The organism is Frigidibacter sp. SD6-1 (assembly GCF_030143255.1).
In the GTDB taxonomy this organism is placed as follows: domain Bacteria; phylum Pseudomonadota; class Alphaproteobacteria; order Rhodobacterales; family Rhodobacteraceae; genus TMP-24.
The window spans coordinates 79,151-101,974 of sequence record NZ_JARJNR010000006.1 but is presented as its reverse complement, the minus strand read 5'-3'; the positions used below and the strand labels follow the sequence as shown (position 1 = coordinate 101,974).

The window sequence follows — 22,824 nt, the reverse complement described above, 5'->3', positions numbered from 1 at the left end:
GACGACACTCCACAATTCATCTTTTCTTCGTCATTTCGGTCGATATGCCGGAAGATTTCGCCAGCCCCGCGCGGCAGATTGCGTGCAAACGCGGGTGCGCCCGCGACAGGCGCCTTCGGGGCCAAGACCAACAAGAAAAGGAAAGATCATGTCGTTCAAGAAAGTCGCCGTTCTGGGCCTTGGCAAGGTCGGCCATCTCGCCGCCGAACTCCTGACGGAATCGGGTTTCGATGTCACCGGCATCGACGCGCGCCCCGTGACCGGCGCCCCCTTCGCGACCCGCACGGCCGACCTCAACGACACGGCCGGGCTCAAGGATGTGCTGGCGGGGCAGGAAGCGATCCTCTCCTGCCTGCCCTACCACCTCAATATCGGCGTCTCGACCGTCGCCCATGCGCTCGGGCTCCATTATTTCGACCTGACCGAGGATGTGCCCACCACCAAGCACATCCGCGAGCTTGCCAGGACCTCCAAGGGCATCATGGCCCCGCAATGCGGCCTTGCGCCGGGCTTCGTCGGCATCGTCGGCGCCCACCTTGCCGACCAGTTCGACAAGGTCCGCTCGATCCGCCTGCGTGTCGGCGCCCTGCCGCAGAATCCGACGGGGCTTCTCGGCTATGCGTTCAACTGGTCGCCTGAGGGCGTGGTGAACGAATATCTCAACGACTGCGAAGTGATCGAGGAAGGCGTCCTGAAAAACGTCTCGGCGATGGAATGGCTGGAAACCCTCTATATCGACGGCATGCAGCTCGAGGCCTTCACCACCTCGGGCGGCCTCGGCACCATGTGCGAAACCTACGCCGACCGGATCGAGAACCTCGATTACAAAACGATGCGCTACCCCGGCCATGTCAAGCTGATGAATTTCTTCTTCCACGAGCTTTTGATGCGCGAGAACCGGGCCGAGGCCGGCCGCATCCTGACGAACGCCAAGCCGCCCGTGGACGAGGATGTGGTCTATGTCCATGTCGCCGCCGAAGGCTGGCAGAACGGCCAGCTCCGCCGCCGCGAATTCGTCCGCGCCTATTACCCGATCGAAATCGGGGGCAAGCATCGCACCGCCATCGCCTGGACGACCTCCGCCTCGGTCGTCGCGGTGATCGAGATGGTGCGCGACGGGCAGCTGCCGCGACAGGGTTTCCTCAAGCAGGAGGAAATCCCGCTGGAGCCCTATCTCAGGACCCGGACCGGCAACTACTACAACGTCGGCCACCGCAGCCGTCACGCCTGACGCCCTTCGGGGCTCCCGGGGTCGAGAGGCGGCATGGACAGCGCGTCCCTGCCGTCTCTTCCCATTGGTCTCGCGGCCGTGCCGGGCGGCGGCGGGCGGCCGCCGATCAGGCGGCTAACCCTTCCAGACGGCCACGCTCGCCTGCGGCAACGGGCCGCCCCCGATCAGGAACTCCGCGCCGGGGGGCGCAGGCAGATCGACCGGTTCGGGCCCGTAGTTGAAGGCAAAGGTCAGGGCGCCGCGCCGCGTCAGGCGCAGGTCGCCGAGATCGGGCATATGCGGGATGCCCGCCCAGTCGAGCGCATCGGCCATGATCTCGCAGAGCGCCTCGGAGGCGGGCAGGGTGGCAAGATAGCGGGCGCGGTCATTGCCCAAGAGCGCCGGGAAACCGTCGCGGTAGTCGCCTGCGAAGGTCGCCAAGACCTGTTCACGGGTCTCGACCGTCTCGCGCCAGCGCCGGGCGACCAGACGGCGGTTGCCGATCTGGATCGCCTCCTCGTGGTAGTCGGGCAGGCTTTCGACCCGCGTCACCCGCATGTCGATCAGCCGCGTCAGACAGCCGGGCGCGAGGGTCGCGGGCGTCTGCATCTCCTCGGTCTTCGACCCCGACCGCGGGCCGAACAGGGCCTTCGCGCCCGAGGCCGCGATCCGGTCGATGAAGGCCGGGTCGGCGATCACCAGATCGGGCGCCACCACCAGCCTGTAACCCGCAAGGTCGGACTGCTGGCCCAAGATATCGACATCGACGCCCAGCCGCCGCACCGCGCTGTACCAGTCCAGCGCCACATGGGCTGCGCGGTAGTTCTGGCCCTGCGGCAGGGTCTCGGTCGCCCAGCGGGACGGATAATCGAAGACAAACGCGACCGGCGCCTGCGCACGCGGCCCGCACGCGGGCAGGGCGGCGGCTTCGGCCACGACCTGCGCGATTTCCACATAGGCCTGGTCGGGGCTGCTGTCGGGGTGCAGAAGGGCCGCGTGGAACTGTTCCTGCGCGAAGGGCGCCTGCCGCCAGCGGAAATAGCTGACCATCTCGCAGCCGTGCGCATAGGCAAGCCAGGTCCAGAGCCGCACCATCCCGTCGGCGGGCGCCTGATTGTTCACGGCCCAGTTGACCGGCCCGGGCTGCTGTTCCATCACCCACATCCGGCCCCGGCCGACGGCCCGATAGAGATCGTGGTTGAAGCTTGTCTGGTCGGGGTCGCCCACCCGCAGATAGCGCGCCTTTTCCGCCTCGCCCAGGCGGCCATGCACCAGACCGCCCAGCGGATAGACGTCCCACGAGGCGATATCGAGGTCTTCGCCCACCGCGAAATGGTCGAAGGCCGTGTGCTGGTTCATGTAATTGTGGGTGACCGGGCGGCCGGGCGACAGCGCCCGGATGATCTCGACCTGCGCCTTGTTGAAGCTTTTCACCTGATCGGAGGAAAAGCGCATGAAGTCGACGCGATGGGTCGGGCTCGGTTCCTCGACCAGGTTGTTCGGCAGCTCGATCTGGTCGAAACCCTGATAGGTCATCGACCAGAAGCTGGTGCCCCAGGCGGCGTTCAGCGCATCGATCGTGCCATATCGCTGTTCCAGCCAGTGCCGGAAGGCAGCCTCGGCCGAGGGCGAATAGGAATGGATCGTATCGTGATCGCCATATTCGTTGTCGGTCTGCCAGGCGTGGACATGCGGGTTCTGGCCGTAGCGCCCGGCGACCTCGCCGGTGATGCGCGCGGCCTCTTCGCGGTAGCGGATCGAGGAAAAGCAGTAGTGCCGCCGCGCGCCGAACTTGCGGACGGTGCCATCCTCGGCCACCGGCAGGATTTCGGGATAAAGGTCCACGAGCCATTTGGGCGGCGCGGCGGTGGGTGTGCAGAGGATCACCTTCAGGCCCGCCGATCCCAGCGTCTCGACGGCCCGGTCGAGCCAGCCCCAGTCGAAATGCCCGGGCCTTGGTTCGATCTTTGCCCAGGCGAATTCTGCGATCCTCACCCATGTCAGGCCAAGCGCCACCATGCGCGTCGCATCCTCGGCCCATTTCGCCTCGGGCCATTGCTCGGGGTAATAGCAGACCCCGAGGTCGGGGCCGCGCGTGAAATCACTCATCTCAGCTTTCCTTGCCCAAGCGCGATCAGCGCAGCCTCGGTCGCGGCCAGAAGCCGGTCGGCCTCGGCCCGGCCGAAGACCATGGGCGGCTTGAATTTCAGGACATTGTCGAAGGGGCCGTCGGTCGAGGCGAGAACCCCCAACTGACGCATGTGATTGACGACCAGCCCGGCCTCATCGGTCGCAGGCTCCAGCGTGGCGCGGTCGCGTACCAGTTCGACGCCCAGGAACAGGCCCGCGCCGCGCACGTCGCCGATGATCGGAAAGCGGGCCTGCATTTCGCGGCACCGCTCCAGCAGGTAGGCGCCGGTCTCCAGCGCCTTCGCCTGCAGCCCCTCGGCCTCGATCACATCCAGCACGGCATGGCCCACCGCCATCGACACCGGGTTGCCGCCGAACGAGTTGAAATATTCCATCCCGTTCGCAAAGCGCCGGGCGAGGTCGGGCGTGGTGACGACGCAGGCCAGCGGATGGCCATTGCCGATCGGCTTGCCCATCACGACGATGTCGGGGATGACGCCCTGCAGCTCGAACCCCCAGAACTGCGACCCGACGCGCCCGAAACCGCATTGCACCTCGTCGGCAATCACGATCCCGCCCGCCCGGCGCATCTGTTCATAGACAGATTGCAGATAGCCCGGCGGATAGATCACCTGCCCGCCGACGCCCGAGATCGATTCCGCGATGAAGGTCGCCGACGGGTCGTCGGTCTTGGCGCGCACCCGTTCAAGCGCCTGGCCCACATCTTCGGCATAGGCGCGACCCGCCGCCTCGCTCATGCCCTTGTGAGGGCCCCGGTAGGGGTCGGGAAAGGTCGCGATTTCCACGAAGTCCGGCTGCGGGAAGCCGCCCTTCCTTTTGAACTTGTAGGGGCTGATCTCGACCATGCCGCCGGAATTGCCGTGATAGGCCCAGTCGAGCACGATGGTGTTCTTCCGGCCGAGCGCGGTGCGCGCGATGCGCAGCGCCAGCTCGTTCGCCTCGGTCCCGGAATTGACGAAATAGGCGACCTTCAGATCGCCGGGCAGTTTCGCGGTGATCCGGTCGGCAAGGTCCAGCATCAGACCGTTCAGATAGCGCGAATTGGTGTTCAGTATGCCCGCCTGCCGGGCGATCGCCTCGGTCACATGCGGATGGCAATGGCCGACATGGGTGATGTTGTTCACCGCATCCAGATATTCCCGCCCCGTATGGTCGATCAGATATGCCCCGCGCCCGCGCACGATCTTCAGCTTGTCGCGGTAGGAGACCGACAGCGACGGCCCGATCCTTTCGGCGCGGCGCTGGAGAAGCGCCTCGGGAGGCTCGGGATCGATGGTGAAGCTTTCGGGCTGCAGCCTCAGGATCAGGTTCGGGTCGACGCAGATGCCCGACCAGACATCCCACAGACTGTCGTGCCCGACGCCGAAGAAATTGCCCTCGGTCTGGGCCAGCATGTCGGTCATGATCTGGAAGTGGATGTGCGGCGCCCAGCCGCCGTTTTCGTGCCAGTCGCCAAGGTGGGCGATCAGCTGGCCCGCCTCGATCCGGTCGCCCACCTGGCACAGCCCCGGCAGCGAGTCGCCGAGATGGCCGTAAAGCGTCCAGAACGGCACGCCGCCCTGCGTTTCATGCCTGAGGATCAGCGTATGGCCATAGTCAAGCGGATCGGCATTGTAGGTAACAAAGGCGACCGTGCCCGCCAGCGGCGCATGGACCGGCGTGCCCGCCGGGGCGAAGACATCGATGCCCAGATGCCGCGTGCGGCGTTCGGGGCTTGCCGCATCGGCAAACTGGTCGGTCGCATAGACCGACCGCTTCTCGCCATAGCTGCCGAAGCCGTAGAAGGCCTCTGTCTCGGGCAGGGATGCCGGGCGCTGTCGCGCGAACCAGCCATCGAAGGCGCGGTCGGAAAAGGCGGGCATGTCAGGATGCTCGCCATTGGTCAGAAGCGCCATCCGCGCCGAGGTGCGCAGGTCGGGCCGGAACAGGGGCTGCGTTTCCGCCCCGTCCAGATAGGCCCGCACGGCCGCCTCGGCGCGGGTCGCCGCAAATCCGGCAGCGCGGCGGAACAGCGCCACCATGAATTCCGGGTCGATCTTTTCCAGCCGTTCCAGAAGCGCGAAGGCGGGGCCTTGCGAGATCAGCAGATAGTCGTTCTCGGGGTAAAGCCGCGACTGGTGCGACGAGATGCAGACGGAGCAGACGAGCCGCATGCGCATCAGGTCGAACAGCACATCCGCCTCACCCTCGGTCAGCGGGAATTCCGCGACATAGCCTTCAATGAGCGCCCGCGCGGCCGCATAGAGGTCCGGCGCGTCCAGAAGCGCATAGGCGAGCGTGATGGCGAGCTCGTTGACCGTGCGGCCGAAACACATGTCGCCGAAGTCGATCAGCCCGGCGATCCGGTCAGGGTCGTTCGCGTTGACGATGACGTTATTGTCGTTCGCATCCTGATGCAGGACCGAGGCGCGCAAGCCGGGCAGACGCCCGGCGATGAGTGCGTGATAGCGCGCGAAGAGCCGCCCGACCAGCGCCCGCCGCGACGGATCGGCGATCTCCGCGACCCACGGTTCCAGCCGTGCCACATGGTCGAGCGACCAGGGAAACTCCGGCCGGAAGGCGGCAGGATGACCAAAGCCCTGCAGGCCCCGGCTCACCCGCCCCATGAAGGCGCCGAGGGCAGAAAGCTGGGCGAGGCTGCGCGGCGCCTCTGACATCGGCCGCCCGTCGATCCAGGTCACGAGCCGCATCAGATGTTCCTGCCCGCCCTCTGCGATCCGCGCGCCGTCCGCGTGATCGCGCGTGGGCACCAGCCGGGGCAGGCCCGCGACGCCTGCCTGTTCCAGATGCAGCATCGTCGCATTCTGCAGCGCGATCTGACCCGGGTCCTCGCCCGCATTGGCGATCTTCAGGACGAAGCTTTCCCCGCCCGCAGTCAGGCGCGCGTTCTGGTCGCGCTCCGACACCAGTGGGCGGATCGCGCCGCTCTTGCCGAAATGGGTCTCGGCCAGCGCCGCGAGCGCGTCGGAAGTCAGGGCAGGGGGGGCAGAGACGAAGGCGGACATCTTTGGTCTTTCGGGTCGGAGGAAGGATCAGCCCGCACTGGCGCGCAGCCGGTCGTCGCTGCGCTCGATCAGGTCGGGCATCAGGAGCGTCTGCAGGCGTTCGGGCGCCACACCGTCGATGGCGCCGAGGATATGGCGGCCCAAAAGTTCCGCGGGCCGGGTGATGGGCAGGTAGAAGGTGGTCAGCGGCGGGGTGAAATAGGCCGAGACGTTCAGATCGTCGGTCGCGTTGATCACCGCGTCGCGGCCATGCACCAGCCCGCAGGCCGCAAAACCCGACAGCGCCCCCAGCGCCGAGGCTTCGTTGGCGCAGACATAGGCGGTGGGCGGGTCTTTCAGCGCATGCATGATCATCACCTGTTCCCGCCCGAAACTGGGGGTCAGGATGCCATGCGCCACCAGCGCCGGATCATACTCTATTCCAGCCGATTGCAGCATGTCCCGATAGGTCGCGAGGCGGGTGCGTCCATAGCTCAGATGCTCACCCGGGTTGATCAGCGCGATGCGCCGGTGGCCCCGGTCAAGAAGCCGCCGCATCGCGGTGCGGATGATCCCGTCATTGTCGCTGTCGACAAAGGCATGGGGCGCATGGGCCTCGGTCGTGCCATAGGTGACGAAGGGAAAATCCGCCTCCTGCAGCAGCCGCACCCGCCCGTCGTCAGGCCTTGTGCCGGAAAAGATCACGCCGTCGGCCAGCCGGTTGCGGATGATGCGGCGCACCGTGTCCTGCGCCTCGTCATAGTCGCGGACCGGGTAAAGCGCCACGCGGTAGCGCGTGCCCTCCATCGCATGCGAAATGCCCGACAGCAGCTGGGCATATTCGACGCCCTCCCATTCGACCAGATCGCTCGTGGGCGTCGTCATCAGGATCGCCACCTGATAGGTCTTGCCGGTCCTCAGCTGCACGCCATGCAGGTTCGTCGAATAGCCGACCTTGCGCGCCGCCTCCTCGACGATGGCGCGGGTCTCGGGGCGGACCTCGGGCGACTGACGCAGGGCCTTCGACACGGTCGCCGTCGAGAGACCGGTCATCGCGCAGATCGTCTTGATCGTCGGCCTCGCCTGTCCGCCGTTCATGGCCGTCCCCCGCGCGTTTCCCCGCCCTCTTCTAGCGAGGCGGCAAGCCACAGGTAAACCGCAGATGTCCAGGCAAAGGCCCTGTCGTGCAGGCCCGCGCCGGAAAGCGCGTCGAAATTCTCGGCCATGCCCGATGTTTCGCACAGGCGGCAGAAGCGGCGGGCAATGTCGCGGGCCAGTTGCACGTCGCCCTGCTGCATCAGCCCGTCCCACAAAAGCAGCGTCGTCGGCGCCCAGATCGGCCCGCGCCAGTATCCATTGGCCTCGTACAGCGGGCTTCCCGTGCTTTCCGTCGCCGGTCCCCAATCGGTGATCCAGCCGCCGGATTTCAGACCGCTCACCAGAGCTGCCGCCATCTCGCGCGGCAGGCGGGGGCCGAGCAGAAGGGGCATGAAACCGATCAGGCTTTCATCGGTTCTCAGCCGTGCGGGGTCGGCGGCCCGCCGCGAGCCGAAGGTCTCGCCGGTCCAGAGGCTGGCGATCAGCTGGCTGTAAAGCTGGCCTGCCTGTGCCTGCCAGGCTGCGGATCGTTCAGGATCAAGCCGCGCGAGGCAGTCGCAGGTAAGGATCAGGAAGGTCGGCAGGTCGGGTGTCATGACCGGCCCGCCCTCGGCGAAGAAAGTGGCATTGTCCCAGCCGGAATCATTGCCGTGGAAATAGGTGGGCAGGTTTGAGGCACCCTTGCGGGCATGGGTCAGCCAATAACCGACCTGCGCCGAGAGCCAGGGCACCAGCGCCTGCCGCCGGTCCTCGGTCAGCCAGCCGGGGTGGCGGTCGATCAGTCTCAGGATCGCCCAGCCATGCACCGGCGGCTTGGTGAAGGCGAAACTGACATCGCGGTCATTGACGAAGTCGGGCAGCAGGCCCGACGCATGCTGATGGTCGAAGATCGCGCCGAACTGGTCGAAGGCCAGCCCGCCGTCCATCGCGGCAACACCGAGCGCCGAGAAGGCATTGTCCCACGACCAGATATTGATCATGTCGTTCTTCGACATATAGACCGCCGGCCGGGTCAGCGCGCCTTCGGCGGGCACGGTATTTGCCCACAGCAGATAGGCCGCAAGCCGGCGCGCCTCATCCGTCCCATGCGGCGCCTTCGCCAGCCAGTCCGCGAACTCAGACGCCGCACCGGCGCGCGCGTCCTCGAACCCTTCGCTCGCAGGCGCGGGCGGAATCGCCGGAAACAGGTCGATCGTGCCCTCGAACCCCGCCGCGCCCGAAAAGACCATCGCGACATTGTCCGCCCGGTCGCGCCGCCAGTCGCCTGTGACGTCCAGATCGCCCCGCGTCGCGCGCGGCAGCAGGCGGGTGTTCTCATAGGCCGCCACGACGCAATGATCGCCCTGCGGCGTCTTGTAGGCATAGTCGTAGCGCGAACCTTCCAGATCGAAGGCAACGCCCAGTCCCGCGCCTCGCAGGTGCAACCGCTCGCCCGCGCCGATGCAGAACTCGACCCGCCCGTCCGCGGCCTCGGCCACCAGCCTTTCGGGCGCAAGATGCCACGCGACCTCTCGCCCCTTGCCGTCCGGCCCGAAGAACGACACCCGGCAGAGCCGCCCGAGCGAATGTTTCAGATCGCCGCCCTTCACCGACCGCAGCCAGACCGCGCCCTCCATCGTGGACAAAGTCAGGAACCGGCCCCGCCGGCTGAAGGGGACATGGGCGAAATCGAACAGCATCTAGCCCTTCACCGACGAGCCGAGCGCATTGTCCATGATATAGCGCTGGGCGTAGAAGAAGAGCGCCAAAGGCGGCAGGCACAGGATCACGGTGATCGCCGCGATCGAGATGTAATCGACCTCGTGCAGACCCTTGAACAGCGCCAACCCCAGCGGCAGCGTATAGGTCGTCTGGTCGTTCAGATAGATCAGCGGCCCAAGGTAATCGTTCCAGGCATTCATGAAATGGAACGTCCCCACCAGAACCAGCGCGGGCGCCATCAGGGGCAGGTGGATCCGCCAGTAGATCTGCCAGGCATTCGCCCCGTCCATCCGCGCGGCCTCGTCGATCTCCATCGGGATGGTCATGATGTATTGGCGGAGGAGGAAGATGAAGAACGCCTCGCCGAACCATGCCGGCACGATTAGCGGCTTCAGCGTGTTGATCCAGCCCAGATAATTGAACTCCATGTAAAGGGGGATCATCTTCACGTCCCAGGGGATCATCATCGTCGCCAGAAGCAGGATGAACAGCGGGTCTCGGCCGGGAAACTGGAAGCGCGCGAACCCGTAGGCCACCAGCGACGAGGAAGCGAGCTGGCCAAGCGTCGACAGGACCACCACGATCATCGAATTCTTCAGGAAGGTGGTGAAGGGCAACGCGGTCCAGGCGTTCGAGAAATTTTCCCACCGCAGTCTTTCCGGCCAGAAGACCGGCGGATAGGCGTAAAGCTCCGCCTCGGACTTCAAGGCGGTGATCAGCGTCCACAGGAAAGGTGCCACGAACAGCGCGGTCAGGAAGATCAGCGCGCCATAACCCAATGTCCTACGCATCGGCATCGTCCTTCCTCGCCTGACCTTCGTAATAGACCCAGGCCGCCGACCAGCGCATGACCAGCATGGACAGCGCCAGGATGATCAGGAACATCACCCAGCTCATCGCGGCGGCATAGCCCATGTCGTGGAAGCGGAAGGCCGTCTTGTAGATGTACATGGCAAAGAAATAGGTCGAATTGACCGGCCCGCCGTCGGTCAGCAAAAGCGCGATGGTCAGTTGCTGGAAGGCCGAGATGATCGAGGTGATCAGCGTAAACAGGATCATCGGCGACAGCATCGGCAGGGTGATGAAGGTGATCTGCGCCCAGGGCGGCACGCCCGACACACGCGCCGCCTCGTAAAGCTCCTTCGGGATCGATTGCAGCCCGGCCAGGAAGATCAGCATCGACCCGCCCAGCCCCCAAAGACTCGCGACCGTGATGGCGACAATGGCCCAGGTCCGGTCACCCAGCCAGTTCGGCCCGTCGATGCCCGCGAACGACAGCAGATAGTTCAGAAGCCCGTATTCCTTGGAATAGATCCAGGCCCAGATCGTGACGAGCGCCACGCCCGAAATGACCGAGGGCAGGTAAAAGGCCGTCCGGTAGATCGCCGTGCCCCTGAGGTTCAGGTTCAAAAGCACGGCCAGCAGGAACGACAGCACGATGTTCAAGGGCACGAACAGCGCGCCGAACTTTACCGTGATCCAGAGGCTTTTCCAGAATTGCGGGTCGTCTTGCACCATCGTGGTGTAATTCTCGAACCCGATGAAGGTCCGCGTGCCCACCACCGGCCAGTCATGGAGGCTCATGACGAAGGAAAAGACCAGGGGGCCGAGGGTGAAGAACAGAAATCCAAGTATCCACGGAGAGATGAAGAGCCAGGGCGTGATGCCAGCGCCGCGCGCCTTGCGCCGGGAGGGACGCCGGGTTGCGGTTGCGGTGGCCATGGTTCCCATCTCTCCGTGAATTCCGGGGTTACTTGAGGAAGCGGGCCGAGGCTGCGACCGCCTCGTCCAGATGCGCCTGGGCATTGCCCTGGTCGATCATCGTCGCCTCGATCGCCACGGCCAGGTTTTCCTGGATGCGGCCCCATTCGGCGTTCTTCAGGAAGGCGTGGATTTCCTTGTTCGACACGGCGAGCATGTCGAAGAAGGGCTTGAAGATCGGGTCATCCTGCATCCCCTGCGCTTCGGCGACCGAGGTGCGGACCGGCAGGTCGTTCGTGCGCATCGCGACCGCTTCCGGCGAGGAGAAGAATTTCACGAACTCCCAGGCCAGTTCTGGATCGGCACTGTCCTTGGCGATCGACACCGCCGAGGCGCCGATAGCCGAATGCACCGGCTTGCCGCCGAACGAGGGCAGCATCACGACGCCATAGTTGACGCCGGATTCGTCGATCCCCGATTTCGACCACATGGCCGACTGGAACATCGCGATCTTGCCCGCCTTGAAAAGCGCCGAACCCGAGGTATCGTCGCCGATGTTCAGCGCCACCGCTTCCTCGGTCTTGATCATGTCGGCGAACATGTTCAGCACTTCGGCCGCCTCGGGGCTGTTCATCAGCCCGTCGATGGTCTTGCCATCGTCCGAGATATACCGGGTGCCGTTCGACCAGAGGAACTGTTCGAAGTCGTATGGGTCGGGTTTGGCATCGACGGCAAAGCCATAGACCTTCTCATCGGCATTGCGGAACTTCGCGGCACCGGCGCGCAGGTCCGCCCAGGTCCAGCCCGCCTGCGGCTCGGGCACGCCCGCCGCGGCAAACATGTCCTTGTTATAGAAAACGACCTGAGTGGTGAAGCCCGCGGGCATGCCGTAGATATTGCCGTCGATCTTCGAAATGTTCATCAGCCCTTCGGGAATGTCAGCGAGGTTCATCGCCTCGCCGTCGCGGGCGATGAAATCGTTCAGCGGCAAGAGCGCTTCCTTGTAGGATGGGAAGTTCCACATATACATCACGTCCGGCGGGCTGCCCGCGCCCATCGCGGCGGTCAGCTTGTCATCATAGCCGTCGCCATAGGCCTCGACCTGGACCTTCACGCCCGGGTTGGCCTCTTCGAATTTCTTGGCAATCGCTTCCTGGATCGCAAGGCTTTCGTCGCTGTCCCAGGTCGCAAAGCGCAGAACCTTGTCCTGGGCAAGCCCCATGCCGCCCCAGAAAACAGCCGTCAGCACGGCCGGGGCGATGATCAGGTGACGTCTCTTCATCTTTTCTCCTCCCAGAGAATGGGCCGTTCCGGGCCCGGTTAGACTTGAAGCAATCGTTCGGTATCGGGGTCGAGCTTGCGCGGCAGCGCTTCGCCCGTCGGCGCGAACAGATGCGCGGCTTCGGCCGGAATGGTCAGGCCCACCCGGTCATGGGCACGGCCGGGATGCGTGCCGTCGGTGATGATCACCAGCGCCGTGCCGTCCTCCAGCGCGACATGGACATGGCTTTCGGTGCCGAGGCGCTCCACCAGCCGGACGGTTCCGGTCAGGTGGCCCGTCTCCGGCGCGCCGATCCTCATCTGATCGGGGCGGATGCCCAGCGTCAGATCGTCTACCGCCGCCGCCTGCGCAGCCAGCTCCACCGCCAGCGGCTGCCGGAAGCCCGCGCCGGAAACCGTCACCCGCGCACCGTCGGCCCCGCTTGCCCGCACGGGCAGGAAATTCATCTTCGGGCTGCCGATGAACCCCGCCACGAACAGGTTCGCCGGCCGGTGGAACAATTCCAGCGGGCTGCCGAACTGGCTGACGCGGCCCTTGTCCAGCACGACGACGCGGCTCGACAAGGTCATCGCCTCGACCTGGTCATGGGTGACATAGACCATCGTCACGCCCAGCCGTTCATGCAGCGCCGCCAGCTCCGCCCGCATCGTCACGCGCAAGCCCGCATCGAGGTTCGACAAGGGCTCGTCCAGCAGGAACAATTGCGGCTTGCGCACGATCGCGCGTCCGATCGCCACGCGCTGACGCTGGCCGCCCGAAAGCTGCTTCGGCTTGCGGTCCAGCAGCTCGGTGATGCGCAGCGTTTCGGCGGCGTCCTTCACCCGCCGGTCGATCTCGTCCGCCTTCATCCCGTTCAACGACAGGCCGAACGACATGTTCTTGCGCACGTTCATATGCGGATAAAGCGCGTAATTCTGGAAGACCATCGCAATGTCGCGCTTGGCCGAGGGCAGATCGGTGATCTCGCGATCGCCCAGATGGATCGCCCCGTCCGTCAGCTCCTCCAGTCCTGCGATCGAGCGCAAAAGGGTGGACTTCCCGCAGCCCGAGGGGCCAAGGAACGACACGAATTCGCCATCGCGGATGTCCAGGTCGATGCCCTTCAGCACATCGACGGCCCCGAACGACTTGCGCAGATTTTCAATCCTGAGGCCAGCCAAAGGTCGCAATCCCCCAATCGGCGCGGCAGCGTGATTCGCGCGTTCTCGACAAAATGTAATCGTTTATATTTCCAATAACTAGCGTTTTCTTCGGCCCGCGACGAATCTTAGCCTGCTATCCTGGTGCCCGGCTCCGAACCGGGGTCAGCCCCGTCGCGAAGACAGAAGACATACAGGCACCGGCAGATCCCCGGTCCCGCGCTCAGGCAGGCATGCGGCATCGCCCCGTCGAAATGCACCGTATCGCCTGGGGCAAGCACCGCCGTCTCATAGCCTTCGGTATGCAGCGCCAGCCGGCCCGACAGCACATGCAGCATGTCGTCGGTCTCGTGCCGGTTCCACGGGCCGAAGGCGGCGATGTCGGTTTCGCAAAACTCCACCAGCATCGCCTGAAATCCCCGTCCCTTGATCTGGGCGCCCAGTGGCCACAGCCGGTTGTGCGCATCCTCGACCGGCGCCCCCTGCATCCCGCGGTCGATGACCATCCGGCCCGCAAGCCGCGGGCCTTCGGCGCGGACCAGATCGGCAAGGTCGCAGCCAAATCCGCGGGCGATCTTCAGAAGCACCTCGAATGTCGGTGACAAAAGCCCGTTCTCGATCTTCGACAGTGTCGATCGCGCGAACCCCGCCCGGTCGGCCAGCGCCTGCTGGTTCCAGCCCCGCGCCTCGCGCCAGCGGCGGATGCGCCCCGCCAGCGCCTCATGCGCCTCGGCCTGCCTCGGTCTTTCCGTCATTGGCGCCATGTTTGACTCCCTGATGTTCCTATAATAACATTCCGTTCCGATAGATGACAAGGCAGGAGGCGAACATGGCCGGACCCAAGTCAGAAGCGCTCTTCGAACGCGGCCGGAAGGTGCTGGTCGAAGGCGTCTCCTCGGCCTCGCGCGGGCCCGCCGCCTTCGGCACCACGCCGCGCTACATGTCCCATGGCCAGGGTGCACGGCTCTATGACGTGGACGGGCGCGAATATATCGACTGGATGATGGCCTTCGGCGCGCTGCCCCTTGGCCATGCCCATCCCAAAGTGGCCGAGGTGCTGGCCCGCGAAGGCGCGCGCGGCAGCCATTTCGCCACCGCGCTGGAGGTCGAGGTCGAAGTGGCCGAACTGCTGGTGAACCTCCTTCCCCATGTCGACAAGGTCCGCTTCGCCAACACCGGGACGGAAGCCGCGATGGGCGCTTTCCGGCTCGCGCGCGGCCATACCGGGCGGCGCAAGATCATCAAGTTCGAAGGCCATTATCATGGCTGGTGGGATGCGGTCCTGATCAACACCAACCCCTATCCGCCGACACTTCTCGGCCATCCGAACGACCCGATCCGCATTCCGGACTCGTCGGGCATCCCCGAAGAGGCCTGGAAGGACACGATCGTCGTCCGCTGGAACGATATCGAGGCGCTGGAACGCGCGATGGCGCTGCATGGGGCCGAGGCGGCCTGTGTCGTCACCGAAGGGGTGATGTCGAACATGGGGGTGATCCCGCCCAAGCCCGGCTACCTCAACCGCATGCAGGAACTGTGCCGCCAGTATGGCGCGCTCTTCTACCTCGACGAAACCGTCACCGGCTTCCGCCTCGCCGCCGGCGGCTGCGCGGAACTCTACGGCCTGTCGCCCGACATCGTCACCTACGGCAAGGCCTTGGGCGGCGGCCTGCCCATGGCGATGATCGGCGGGCGGGATGACGTGATGGCCGGTCTCGAATGGGGCAAGGTCCTGCATTTCGGCACCCATAATGCCGGGCGCCTCGCGCTCCATGTGACGAAGGTCATGCTGGAGACGATGCTGGAGGATGACCAGTCCGGCTTCCGCCGCATCAAGAACCTCGGCAAGGCGATGGCGGACGAGATCCGCAAGGTGGCGAAACATTCCAACCGCCATCGGATGATCTGCCAGGGCGTCAACTCGATGTTCCAGATCTTCTTCACCGAGGCCGACGAAATCGCCGATTACCGCGACTTCTGTGCCCATGTCGACCGGGTGAAATTCCGCGATTTCGCCGTCCGGCTGATGGACAAGGGCATCTACATGAACCCCTCGGCGACACTGCATTCGCTCTCGTCGATCGTCCATACCGACGAAGATATCGCCCGGACCGCGCAGGCCATCACCGAAGTGCTGGAGGAAATGCCATGACCACCGTCGGCTTTCTCGGGGTCGGCGGACTTGCGGGCCTGATGCTGCGCGGCCTTCAGGGCGCGCCGTACAGATTTCTCCTGTCACCGCGCGGCGCCGAAGCGGCAGCACGCCTCTCAGCCGACTTCGGGTATGAGATCGCCGCCAGCAACCAGGACCTCGTCGACCGCTCCGACGCGATCTTCGTCGCGCTGCCCGCCGCGACCGGCGCCGAGGACCTCTCGCGCCTGACCTTCCGCCCCGGCCAGCCGGTCCTTTCGGCCATGGCAGGTACGGGGCTTGCCCGCCTCGCCGAGGTCATCGGCCCCGCGAAAGCGGCAATCGCCATGATGCCCGGCTATGCCAATGCCTACCGGGTCGGGCCGTCGATCCTCCACCCGCAGGACGATTTCTGGCATGCCTTCCTCGCCCATGTCGGCCCCATCCATGTTCTCGATACCGAGGCGCAATTCACCGCCGCCGCCACCTTCGGCGCTCTCTCCGGTGCCAGCGTCTGGTGGATGGCGCATCTTGCAGACTGGTTTGCCGCGAAAGGCCTGCCGCCTGAAACCGCCCGCGCGCTCGTTGCAGGTACGCTGCGCGGCAATGCCGAAGTGCTCCTCCAGGAAGACCGCCCGCTCGCCGACATCGCCAAAGGTGTCACCACGCCCGGCGGCATCACACTGCAATTGCTCGATTTCCTGAACGGCAAGGGCGCGCTCAATGCCTGGCATGACGGCCTTGATGCCGTCCTGAAACGCATCTCCGCCTGACCCCACTTTCTGTCCCGAAATACTCCGGGAGGGTCCGGGAGGGCAGAGCCCTCCCGGCGGGTCGGCCGGGCGAAGCCCGGACGAAATCATCTCACCCGACCAGACCGTCCGGCCCGAAATGGCGCGGAAAGAAGGCCGCCGCGCAGGCATAGGCGGTGCTCAGGGCCTCCGCGAGGCTGTAGGGCGTGTTCATCGTCATCATCTCGAGCCACACCCCTTCGAGCGTCACCCTGAGCACGCGGGCGGCCAGCTTCGGATCGCAGCCGTAGGAACCTTCCACCTGTATCGCCGTGCAGAGCGTGACCAATTGCGCGAAATAGGCATCGTCATTCGCGCCGCAATGTTCCTGATACATCGGCCGGCATTGCGCCTCGCCCCAGAAGGCGCACCAGGCCGAGAGCCGCGCCGTCGTGCAGATCGCCGGATTGAAATCGGCGCGGATCATCGCATCGAGCTGTTCGGCCGGAGCCTTGCCCGCTGCCTCAAGCGCTGACTTCCAGTTCTGGCTATATTCCTCGGCCAGATAGTTCAGCGTCTCGGTCAGCAGCTTTTCCTTGGTCTCGAAATGGAAATTCACCAGCCCGTGCGACAGGCCCGCCTGGTTGGCGACCTCGGTCAGGGTGGTGCGGGCATAGCCCCGGACGGCGATCGTCTCGATCGTCGCCTCGATCAGCTGCAGGCGGCGTGCCTCGCGGCTCGCCTTGCGCGGTTGAGGCGGCACTTCCGATTTCGCGAGGCTCTGTTCCATCCTGTCTCCGGACCGGTAGGGCCCATGGGTTCCGGCCGTCCCGTGCGCATAGATAAGACCTCGGGCGCACAGCGCAAGCAGATTGCGGGATTTTGGATGGTCAGTCAATATTCTGATTGACAGACCAGTCAAAACGATGCGAGCTTCGGGCAACGTCAACAATCCCGAGATCCTCATGACCGCCGCTCCCAAGCGCACGCTCACCCGTTCCAATGCCCAGTTCCAGCGCGCGGTCAAACGCCTGCCACTCGGCGTGTCCTCCACTTTCCGCTACTGGGGCGACGACCGGACGATCTATGTCAGCCACGGCAAGGGCGGGCGGACTTGGGATATCGACGGCAACAATTACGTCGACTACCGGCTGGGCTATGGCCCCGCGATCCTCGGTTACGCCGACGACCGCGTGGACGCCGCGGCCCGCAAGGGCATGGAGGTCGGCGGGGTCTTTGCCCTTTCGACCGAAAAGGAACTGATCGTCGCCGACCGGATCGCGAAGATGGTGCCTGCGGCCGAGCTTGTCCGCTTCTCGAATTCGGGGACCGAGGCGGTGATGGCCGCCCTGCGCCTCGCCCGCGCCTATACCGGGCGCGAAAGCTATCTGCTCGTCGAGGGCGGCTATCACGGGCTTTTCGACGCGGCCATGTGGATGGCCAACATGGACGACTGGGATCTCGGCTCGAACGAGGACCCCGAACTTGTGCCCTATGGCGCGGGCATTCCGCCCACCGTGAAGAAACTCGCCCATATCACGCCGATGAACGACTTCCAGCGGCTGGAAGACATGTTCCGCCGCCATGGTGACAAGCTCGCCGCCATGCTGATCGAACCCATTCAGGGCAACTGCTGCTCGATCATGGCCGAGCCCGAATATGTGAAGCTCGCCCGCGATCTCTGCACGAAATACGGCGTGATGCTGATCATCGACGAGGTGAAGTCGGGCTTCCGCGTCGGCAAGTCGGGCATCCAGGGCCTGATGGGCGTCACGCCCGACATCACCACCTTCGCCAAGGCCGTCGCGAACGGCTATCCGATCTCGGTCGTCGCTGGCCGCGAAGAGGTGATGCGCACCTTCAAATATGGCGGCGCCAGCCACGGCGGCACCTACACGGCTCATTCCGTCTCGCTCGCCGCCGCCGAGGAGACGCTGCGCATCCTTGACGAAACGCCCGCCCTCGAAACCCTCGCCAGTTACGGCGAACGGCTGAAGAAGGGCATTTCCGGGATCCTCGACGCCCGCAAGATCACCCACAGCTACACCGGCCACCCCTCGATGTTCGGCCTCTTCTTCGCCGAAACGCCCCCGGACAATTACCGCGCCTGGAAGACGTCGGATTATTCCTTCTACGACCAGATGGCTCATTATCTGCACGACCTTGGCGTCATCTGCGAACCCGACAGCCGCGAACCGTGGTTCATGTGCGAGGCGCATGGTCTGGACGAGACCTGCCTGACCGACACGCTGAAGGCGGTGGAAACCGCGGTCGACCTCACGCTCGAACAGTTCGAGGAAGAAGCGAAACGCGCATGATCTACGATGCGGTCATCATCGGCGCGGGCCACAACGGGCTCGTCACCGCCGCCTACCTCGCCCGCGCGGGGCTGAAGGTCATGGTGGTCGAGAAGAACGACTGGGTCGGTGGCGCCGCCGTCAGCCGCGAGCTTTACCCCGGCTTCACCTATTCGAACTGCTCCTATGTCTCCTCGCTCTTCCGGCCCGAGATCATGCGAGACCTCGAACTGCCGAAGCATGGCCTGCAGATCCTGCCCTACGAGGGTGGCGCGGTCTTCACCGAAGGTGACGGTTATCTGGGCATGCACCGCAACCATGATGCCAACCGGCGCGAGATCGCCCGCCATTCGCCCCGCGATGCCGAGGCCTATGACCGCTATGCGCGCGACGTCCTGCGCCACTGCCGCTTCATCCGCCCGATGCTTCTGCGCACCGCCGCCGACCCCGCCAGCTTCCGCCCGCGCGACATGGCGGAGCTGGCCTGGCTCGGCAAACAGATGTTCGGACTCTCGGAGATGGCGATGTATGACATGATCCGTTTCTGGACCATGTCGATCGCCGATTTCCTTGACGAATATTTCGAAAACGGCGTGGTGAAGGCCTATCAGGCCGTCGCCTCGATCATCGGTACCGCACTCGGGCCGATGTCGCCCGGCACGGCCTATGTCCTCCTCCATCACGCGATGGGCGATGTCGACGGCAATGTCGGCGCCTGGGGGTTCGCGCGCGGCGGCATGGGCTCGATCACCAAGGCGCTGACCGCCTCGCTGACGGCGGCGGGCGGCGAGGTGCGCACCGGATCAGGTGTCGCGAAGATCCTCGTCAGGAACGGTCGCGCCACCGGCGTCGTTCTGGAAAACGGCGATGAAGTCCACGGCAAGCGCGTCGTGTCGAACATGGATGTGAAACGCACCTTCCTCAAACATGTCGACGAGGCGGAGCTGCCCGGCACCTTCCTCAAGCGGGTCCGCAACTTCAAGATCCGCGGCTCCTCGGGCAAGCTGAACATCGCGCTCGACCGGGCGCCGAAGTTCACCGCACTTCCCGAAGGCTCGCCCTACATGAAGGGCGACATGCATTTCACCGATTCCATCGAGAAGATGGAACGCGCCTATGACGACTGGAAGGCCGGCCATTTCAGCCGCGATCCGTTCCAGGACATGATGATCCCCACGATGATCGACCCGACGATGACGCCCCCGGGCAAGCATTTCATGTCCTGTTTCATCCAGTATGCGCCGCCGAAGATCGAAGGCAACGACTGGACCGACCAGGATCGCGACGCCTTCGCCGAAACCGTGCTGAACCAGATCGAGGCCCATGCGCCGGGCTTCAAATCGTCGGTCCTGCATTACGAGGTGCGCACCCCCCGCGAACTGGAAAAGGAAGTCGGCCTGACCGAGGGCAATATCTTCCAGGGCGAACTGACGTTCGACCAGCTTCTCTTCAACCGGCCCGTTCCGGGCTATGCCCAATACCGCTCACCGATCCGCGACCTGTGGATCTGCGGTTCCTCGACCCATCCGGGCGGCGGGGTCATGGGCGCGCCGGGGCGCAATGCGGCCTCGGAAATCCTGCGCGACATGGCGAAACCTTCCAAAGACATGAGCGATGCCTATGCCGTCCTTTGACGCCATCATCATCGGCGGCGGCACCAACGGGCTCGCCTGCGCCGCGCGGCTGCAGAAATCCGGACGCAAGGTTCTGGTGCTGGAAAGCGGCAGCGCGCCGGGCGGCGGAGCCTTGGGCGCCGACTTCGCGCCGGGCTACCGCGCGCCGGGCCTCGCGCATCTGGTTCACATGCTGGACGCCCGGGTCGAGACGGACATGGACCTCGCCCGCCACGGTCTGAGCTGGGCCGCGACCGATCTTCCCTCGACCGCGCTCAGCGCCACGGGCGACCATCTGGTCATGGAAGGCGCGGCGGGCGAGCGGCTGACAGGCTCAGTCAGCGCGGAGGAGCGGCGGGCCTGGGCCGCCTTGCGCACCGAACTGATGGCTTTCGCCGATGTGCTTGCCCCTTTCAAGGAACTGACGCCACCGCGTCTGGCCAAGGGCGTGGGCAATGACGTCTGGCAGTTGGGCAAGCTCGGCCTCAAGACGAGGATGATGGGCAAGGACCGGTTCCGCGAATTCCTGCGGATGCTTCTGATCAACGTCCATGACGTGCTGAATGACGAACTGACCGACCCGCGCCTCAAGGGACTTCTCGCCCATGATGCGGTGCTGGGCACCTGGCTCGGCCCCCGCTCGCCCAATTCGCTGATCCACCTTCTGAACCGCTTCGCGGGCCAGGTTGCGGGCAAGCGTGCGTCCCTCGCCGTGCCTGCGGGCGGCATGGGTGCGGTCGCCGCCGCGATGGCGGCTTCTGCCACGGCGTCGGGCGTGACCATCCGCACCGGCGCCGCCGTCGCCGCGCTGATCGTCGAGGGCGACCGGACCGTCGGCGTGACGCTCGCCTCCGGCGAGGACCTGCGCGCCGCCACCATCATCTCGGCCATCTCGCCCAAGACCACGTTCCTCAAGCTTCTCGGCCCCCGCCATCTGGACACCGGTTTCGTGAACCGCATCCGCCATATGAAATCGCGCGGCGGCGCGGCGAAGCTCAATCTGGCGCTGAAGGGCAGGCCGGATTTCCGGGGCGCGGACCTGCGCTCGCGTCTGGTGATCGCGCCCGACGAACATGCCGTCGAGCTGGCCTTCAACGCCGTCAAATACGGCGAGGCGCCCGACCGGCCGGTGATGGAAATCCTTGTGCCCTCGGCCTTCGAGGGCGGCCATGCGCCGGATGGCCATCATGTGCTGTCCGCCATCGTCCAGTTCGCGCCCTGTGGGCAGGCTGTCGGGACGGATGCCATACGCGAGCGGTACAGAAACCAGACGCTTGCGGTACTGGAGCAACACGCTCCCGGCCTCGCCGATCTGATCGTCGGCGAGGAGCTGATGCTGCCCGCCGATATCGAGGCGCGCCATGGCATGGTAGGCGGCAACTGGCACCATGGCGAATTGTCGGTCGAACAGATGTTGTTCCTGCGCCCGGTACCGGGAATCGCGCAATATCAAGGGCCTATAGCCGGTCTCTGGCTCGCCGGCGCGGGCTGTCACCCGGGCGGCGGCATATCCGGCGCCGCAGGCTGGAACGCCGCCGAACGGATCGTGCGGGAGGTCAGGTCATGAGGGCGAAGACCGCAATGAAACCCGACCCCCGCCTGCATTTCCAGGCCCCGCTTCTGGAAACCCCCTTCCACCCCCGCACCTCCGCCGCGAACCGGCTGAACGCCTGGGTTCCCTGGGGCGGCTACAGCACGGTTCTCGAATTCGAGGACCTGGCGATGGAACATTCGGCGATCCGCAATGCGGCGACGGTCTACGACCTCTGCCCGATGGTGAAATACCGGGTCCGGGGGCGCGAGGCGGCGGCCTATCTGAACCGGCTGACCGTTCGCAATGTCGCGAAATTGCAAGTTGGATCAGTGCATTACACGATCTGGTGCGATGATGCGGGCAAGATCGTCGATGACGGCACGCTGTTCCGGCTGGCGGACGATGACTATCGCATCTGCTGTCAGGAACGGCACCTGCCCTGGCTTCTCGACAGCGCGCATGGCTTCGATGTGACCATCGAGGAGGTGACGGAAGAGATCGCCGCCTTGTCTCTGCAGGGGCCTTGTTCCTATGCCGTTCTGAAGGCCGCGGGTTTCGATGTAGAGACGCTGAAACCCTTCCGAATTGCCACTTTCCCCGTCGACGGGGGCGAGCTGATGATCTCCCGCACCGGCTTCACCGGCGATCTCGGCTACGAACTCTGGACCTCGCCCGACCGTGCGCTGGCACTCTGGGACCGCCTGTTCGAGGCGGGCGCGCTTTACGGCATCCGCCCGATAGGGTCGGCTGCGCTTGACATGGCGCGGACCGAGGCCGGGTTCATCATCACAAACCTCGATTTCATCCCCGCCCATCAGGCCGTGCGCGAGGATCGCGTGCGCTCGCCCTTCGACATGTCGCTCGACTGGATGATCGACTGGGAGAAGGGCCATTTCAACGGCCGCCGGGCGCTCTTGGCTGAGCGCGAGAAAGGTTCGGAATGGGCCTTCGTCGGGCTCGACATCGAGGGCAATGTCTCGGCCGAACATGCGATCATCTACCATGACAAGAAGCATGAGGTAGGCCAGATCACGGCCGCCTGTTGGTCGCCGACGGTGAAGCGCAATATCGCGCTGGCCCATGTGAAGCGGCCCTATCATGCTGAAAAGTCGGGAAATCTCTGGGTTGAAATCTATGCGATGCGAGAGCTTCAATATGTGAAGCTGATGCTGAAGGCGCGGATCTGCGAGCGGCCGTTCTTCAAGCCCGCGCGTCGCACCGCGACGCCGCCCGGGCTTTTCTGAGGAGCATT

The 22,824-nt window shown here is 65.0% G+C and carries 17 protein-coding genes; 7 read left to right on the top strand and 10 right to left on the bottom strand.

The annotated features are described in order from the left end of the window. The first annotated feature begins 148 nt into the window (after nt 1-148). Nucleotides 149-1,231, top strand: a complete 1,083-nt coding sequence (locus tag P0645_RS12395; protein ID WP_284164905.1) for a saccharopine dehydrogenase family protein — start codon at nt 149-151, stop codon at nt 1,229-1,231. 114 nt (nt 1,232-1,345) lie between these two features. Here the strand turns inward: P0645_RS12395 and P0645_RS12390 are convergent, their stop codons facing one another. The 9 genes from P0645_RS12390 to P0645_RS12350 form a co-directional block, all read right to left on the bottom strand. Continuing rightward, nucleotides 1,346-3,319 carry a beta-galactosidase gene (locus tag P0645_RS12390; protein ID WP_284164904.1) on the bottom strand — a complete coding sequence of 658 codons (1,974 nt, stop codon included), beginning with the start codon at nt 3,317-3,319 and terminating at the stop codon, nt 1,346-1,348. After that, nucleotides 3,316-6,366, bottom strand: coding sequence for an aminotransferase class III-fold pyridoxal phosphate-dependent enzyme (locus tag P0645_RS12385; protein ID WP_284164903.1), 3,051 nt, complete (start codon nt 6,364-6,366; stop codon nt 3,316-3,318). The genes P0645_RS12390 and P0645_RS12385 overlap by 4 nt, the downstream gene beginning before the upstream one ends. A 27-nt stretch (nt 6,367-6,393) precedes the next feature. Then, nucleotides 6,394-7,443: a LacI family DNA-binding transcriptional regulator gene (locus P0645_RS12380; protein WP_284164902.1), complete on the bottom strand. Its 1,050-nt coding sequence runs from the start codon at nt 7,441-7,443 to the stop codon at nt 6,394-6,396. After that, a complete protein-coding gene (locus tag P0645_RS12375) occupies nt 7,440-9,122 on the bottom strand; it encodes an amylo-alpha-1,6-glucosidase (protein ID WP_284164901.1) in 1,683 nt (560 codons plus the stop codon). Before P0645_RS12375 ends, P0645_RS12380 begins: the two co-directional genes overlap by 4 nt. Next, nucleotides 9,123-9,935, bottom strand: a complete 813-nt coding sequence (locus P0645_RS12370; protein ID WP_284164900.1) for a carbohydrate ABC transporter permease — start codon at nt 9,933-9,935, stop codon at nt 9,123-9,125. After that, complete coding sequence (locus P0645_RS12365; RefSeq protein WP_284164899.1) at nt 9,928-10,866, bottom strand: carbohydrate ABC transporter permease; 939 nt, start codon at nt 10,864-10,866, stop codon at nt 9,928-9,930. The genes P0645_RS12370 and P0645_RS12365 overlap by 8 nt, the downstream gene beginning before the upstream one ends. A 28-nt stretch (nt 10,867-10,894) precedes the next feature. Next, nucleotides 10,895-12,127 (bottom strand): ABC transporter substrate-binding protein, encoded by a 1,233-nt coding sequence (locus P0645_RS12360; protein WP_284164898.1) that lies wholly within the window; start codon nt 12,125-12,127, stop codon nt 10,895-10,897. 38 nt (nt 12,128-12,165) lie between these two features. Next, on the bottom strand, nt 12,166-13,287 hold the full coding sequence (locus tag P0645_RS12355; RefSeq protein WP_284164897.1) for an ABC transporter ATP-binding protein: 1,122 nt from the start codon (nt 13,285-13,287) through the stop codon (nt 12,166-12,168). A gap of 107 nt (nt 13,288-13,394) precedes the next feature. Then, nucleotides 13,395-14,030: a helix-turn-helix domain-containing protein gene (locus P0645_RS12350; RefSeq protein WP_284164896.1), complete on the bottom strand. Its 636-nt coding sequence runs from the start codon at nt 14,028-14,030 to the stop codon at nt 13,395-13,397. Between the two features lie 65 nt (nt 14,031-14,095). Between P0645_RS12350 and P0645_RS12345 the strand changes: the two genes are divergently transcribed. Together P0645_RS12345 and P0645_RS12340 are read left to right on the top strand one after the other, a co-directional pair. Beyond that, the gene (locus tag P0645_RS12345; RefSeq protein WP_284164895.1) at nt 14,096-15,418 is read left to right on the top strand and encodes an aspartate aminotransferase family protein; all 1,323 of its coding nucleotides are present in this window, start codon (nt 14,096-14,098) and stop codon (nt 15,416-15,418) included. Next, a complete protein-coding gene (locus tag P0645_RS12340) occupies nt 15,415-16,170 on the top strand; it encodes a pyrroline-5-carboxylate reductase dimerization domain-containing protein (RefSeq protein ID WP_284164894.1) in 756 nt (251 codons plus the stop codon). Before P0645_RS12345 ends, P0645_RS12340 begins: the two co-directional genes overlap by 4 nt. A gap of 91 nt (nt 16,171-16,261) precedes the next feature. Here P0645_RS12340 and P0645_RS12335 read toward each other — a convergent pair whose 3' ends face one another. Further along, nucleotides 16,262-16,918: a TetR family transcriptional regulator C-terminal domain-containing protein gene (locus P0645_RS12335; RefSeq protein ID WP_284164893.1), complete on the bottom strand. Its 657-nt coding sequence runs from the start codon at nt 16,916-16,918 to the stop codon at nt 16,262-16,264. 175 nt (nt 16,919-17,093) lie between these two features. Here P0645_RS12335 and P0645_RS12330 point away from each other — a divergent pair, with 175 nt between their 5' ends. The 4 genes from P0645_RS12330 to P0645_RS12315 are packed head-to-tail and all read left to right on the top strand — an operon-like array spanning nt 17,094 to nt 22,816. Next, on the top strand, nt 17,094-18,446 hold the full coding sequence (locus P0645_RS12330; RefSeq protein WP_284164892.1) for an aspartate aminotransferase family protein: 1,353 nt from the start codon (nt 17,094-17,096) through the stop codon (nt 18,444-18,446). Continuing rightward, nucleotides 18,443-20,059: a phytoene desaturase family protein gene (locus P0645_RS12325; protein WP_284164891.1), complete on the top strand. Its 1,617-nt coding sequence runs from the start codon at nt 18,443-18,445 to the stop codon at nt 20,057-20,059. Before P0645_RS12330 ends, P0645_RS12325 begins: the two co-directional genes overlap by 4 nt. Continuing rightward, a complete protein-coding gene (locus P0645_RS12320; RefSeq protein WP_284164890.1) occupies nt 20,040-21,605 on the top strand; it encodes a phytoene desaturase family protein in 1,566 nt (521 codons plus the stop codon). Before P0645_RS12325 ends, P0645_RS12320 begins: the two co-directional genes overlap by 20 nt. A gap of 14 nt (nt 21,606-21,619) precedes the next feature. Continuing rightward, nucleotides 21,620-22,816, top strand: coding sequence for an aminomethyl transferase family protein (locus P0645_RS12315; RefSeq protein ID WP_284164889.1), 1,197 nt, complete (start codon nt 21,620-21,622; stop codon nt 22,814-22,816). Nucleotides 22,817-22,824: the final 8 nt, after the last annotated feature.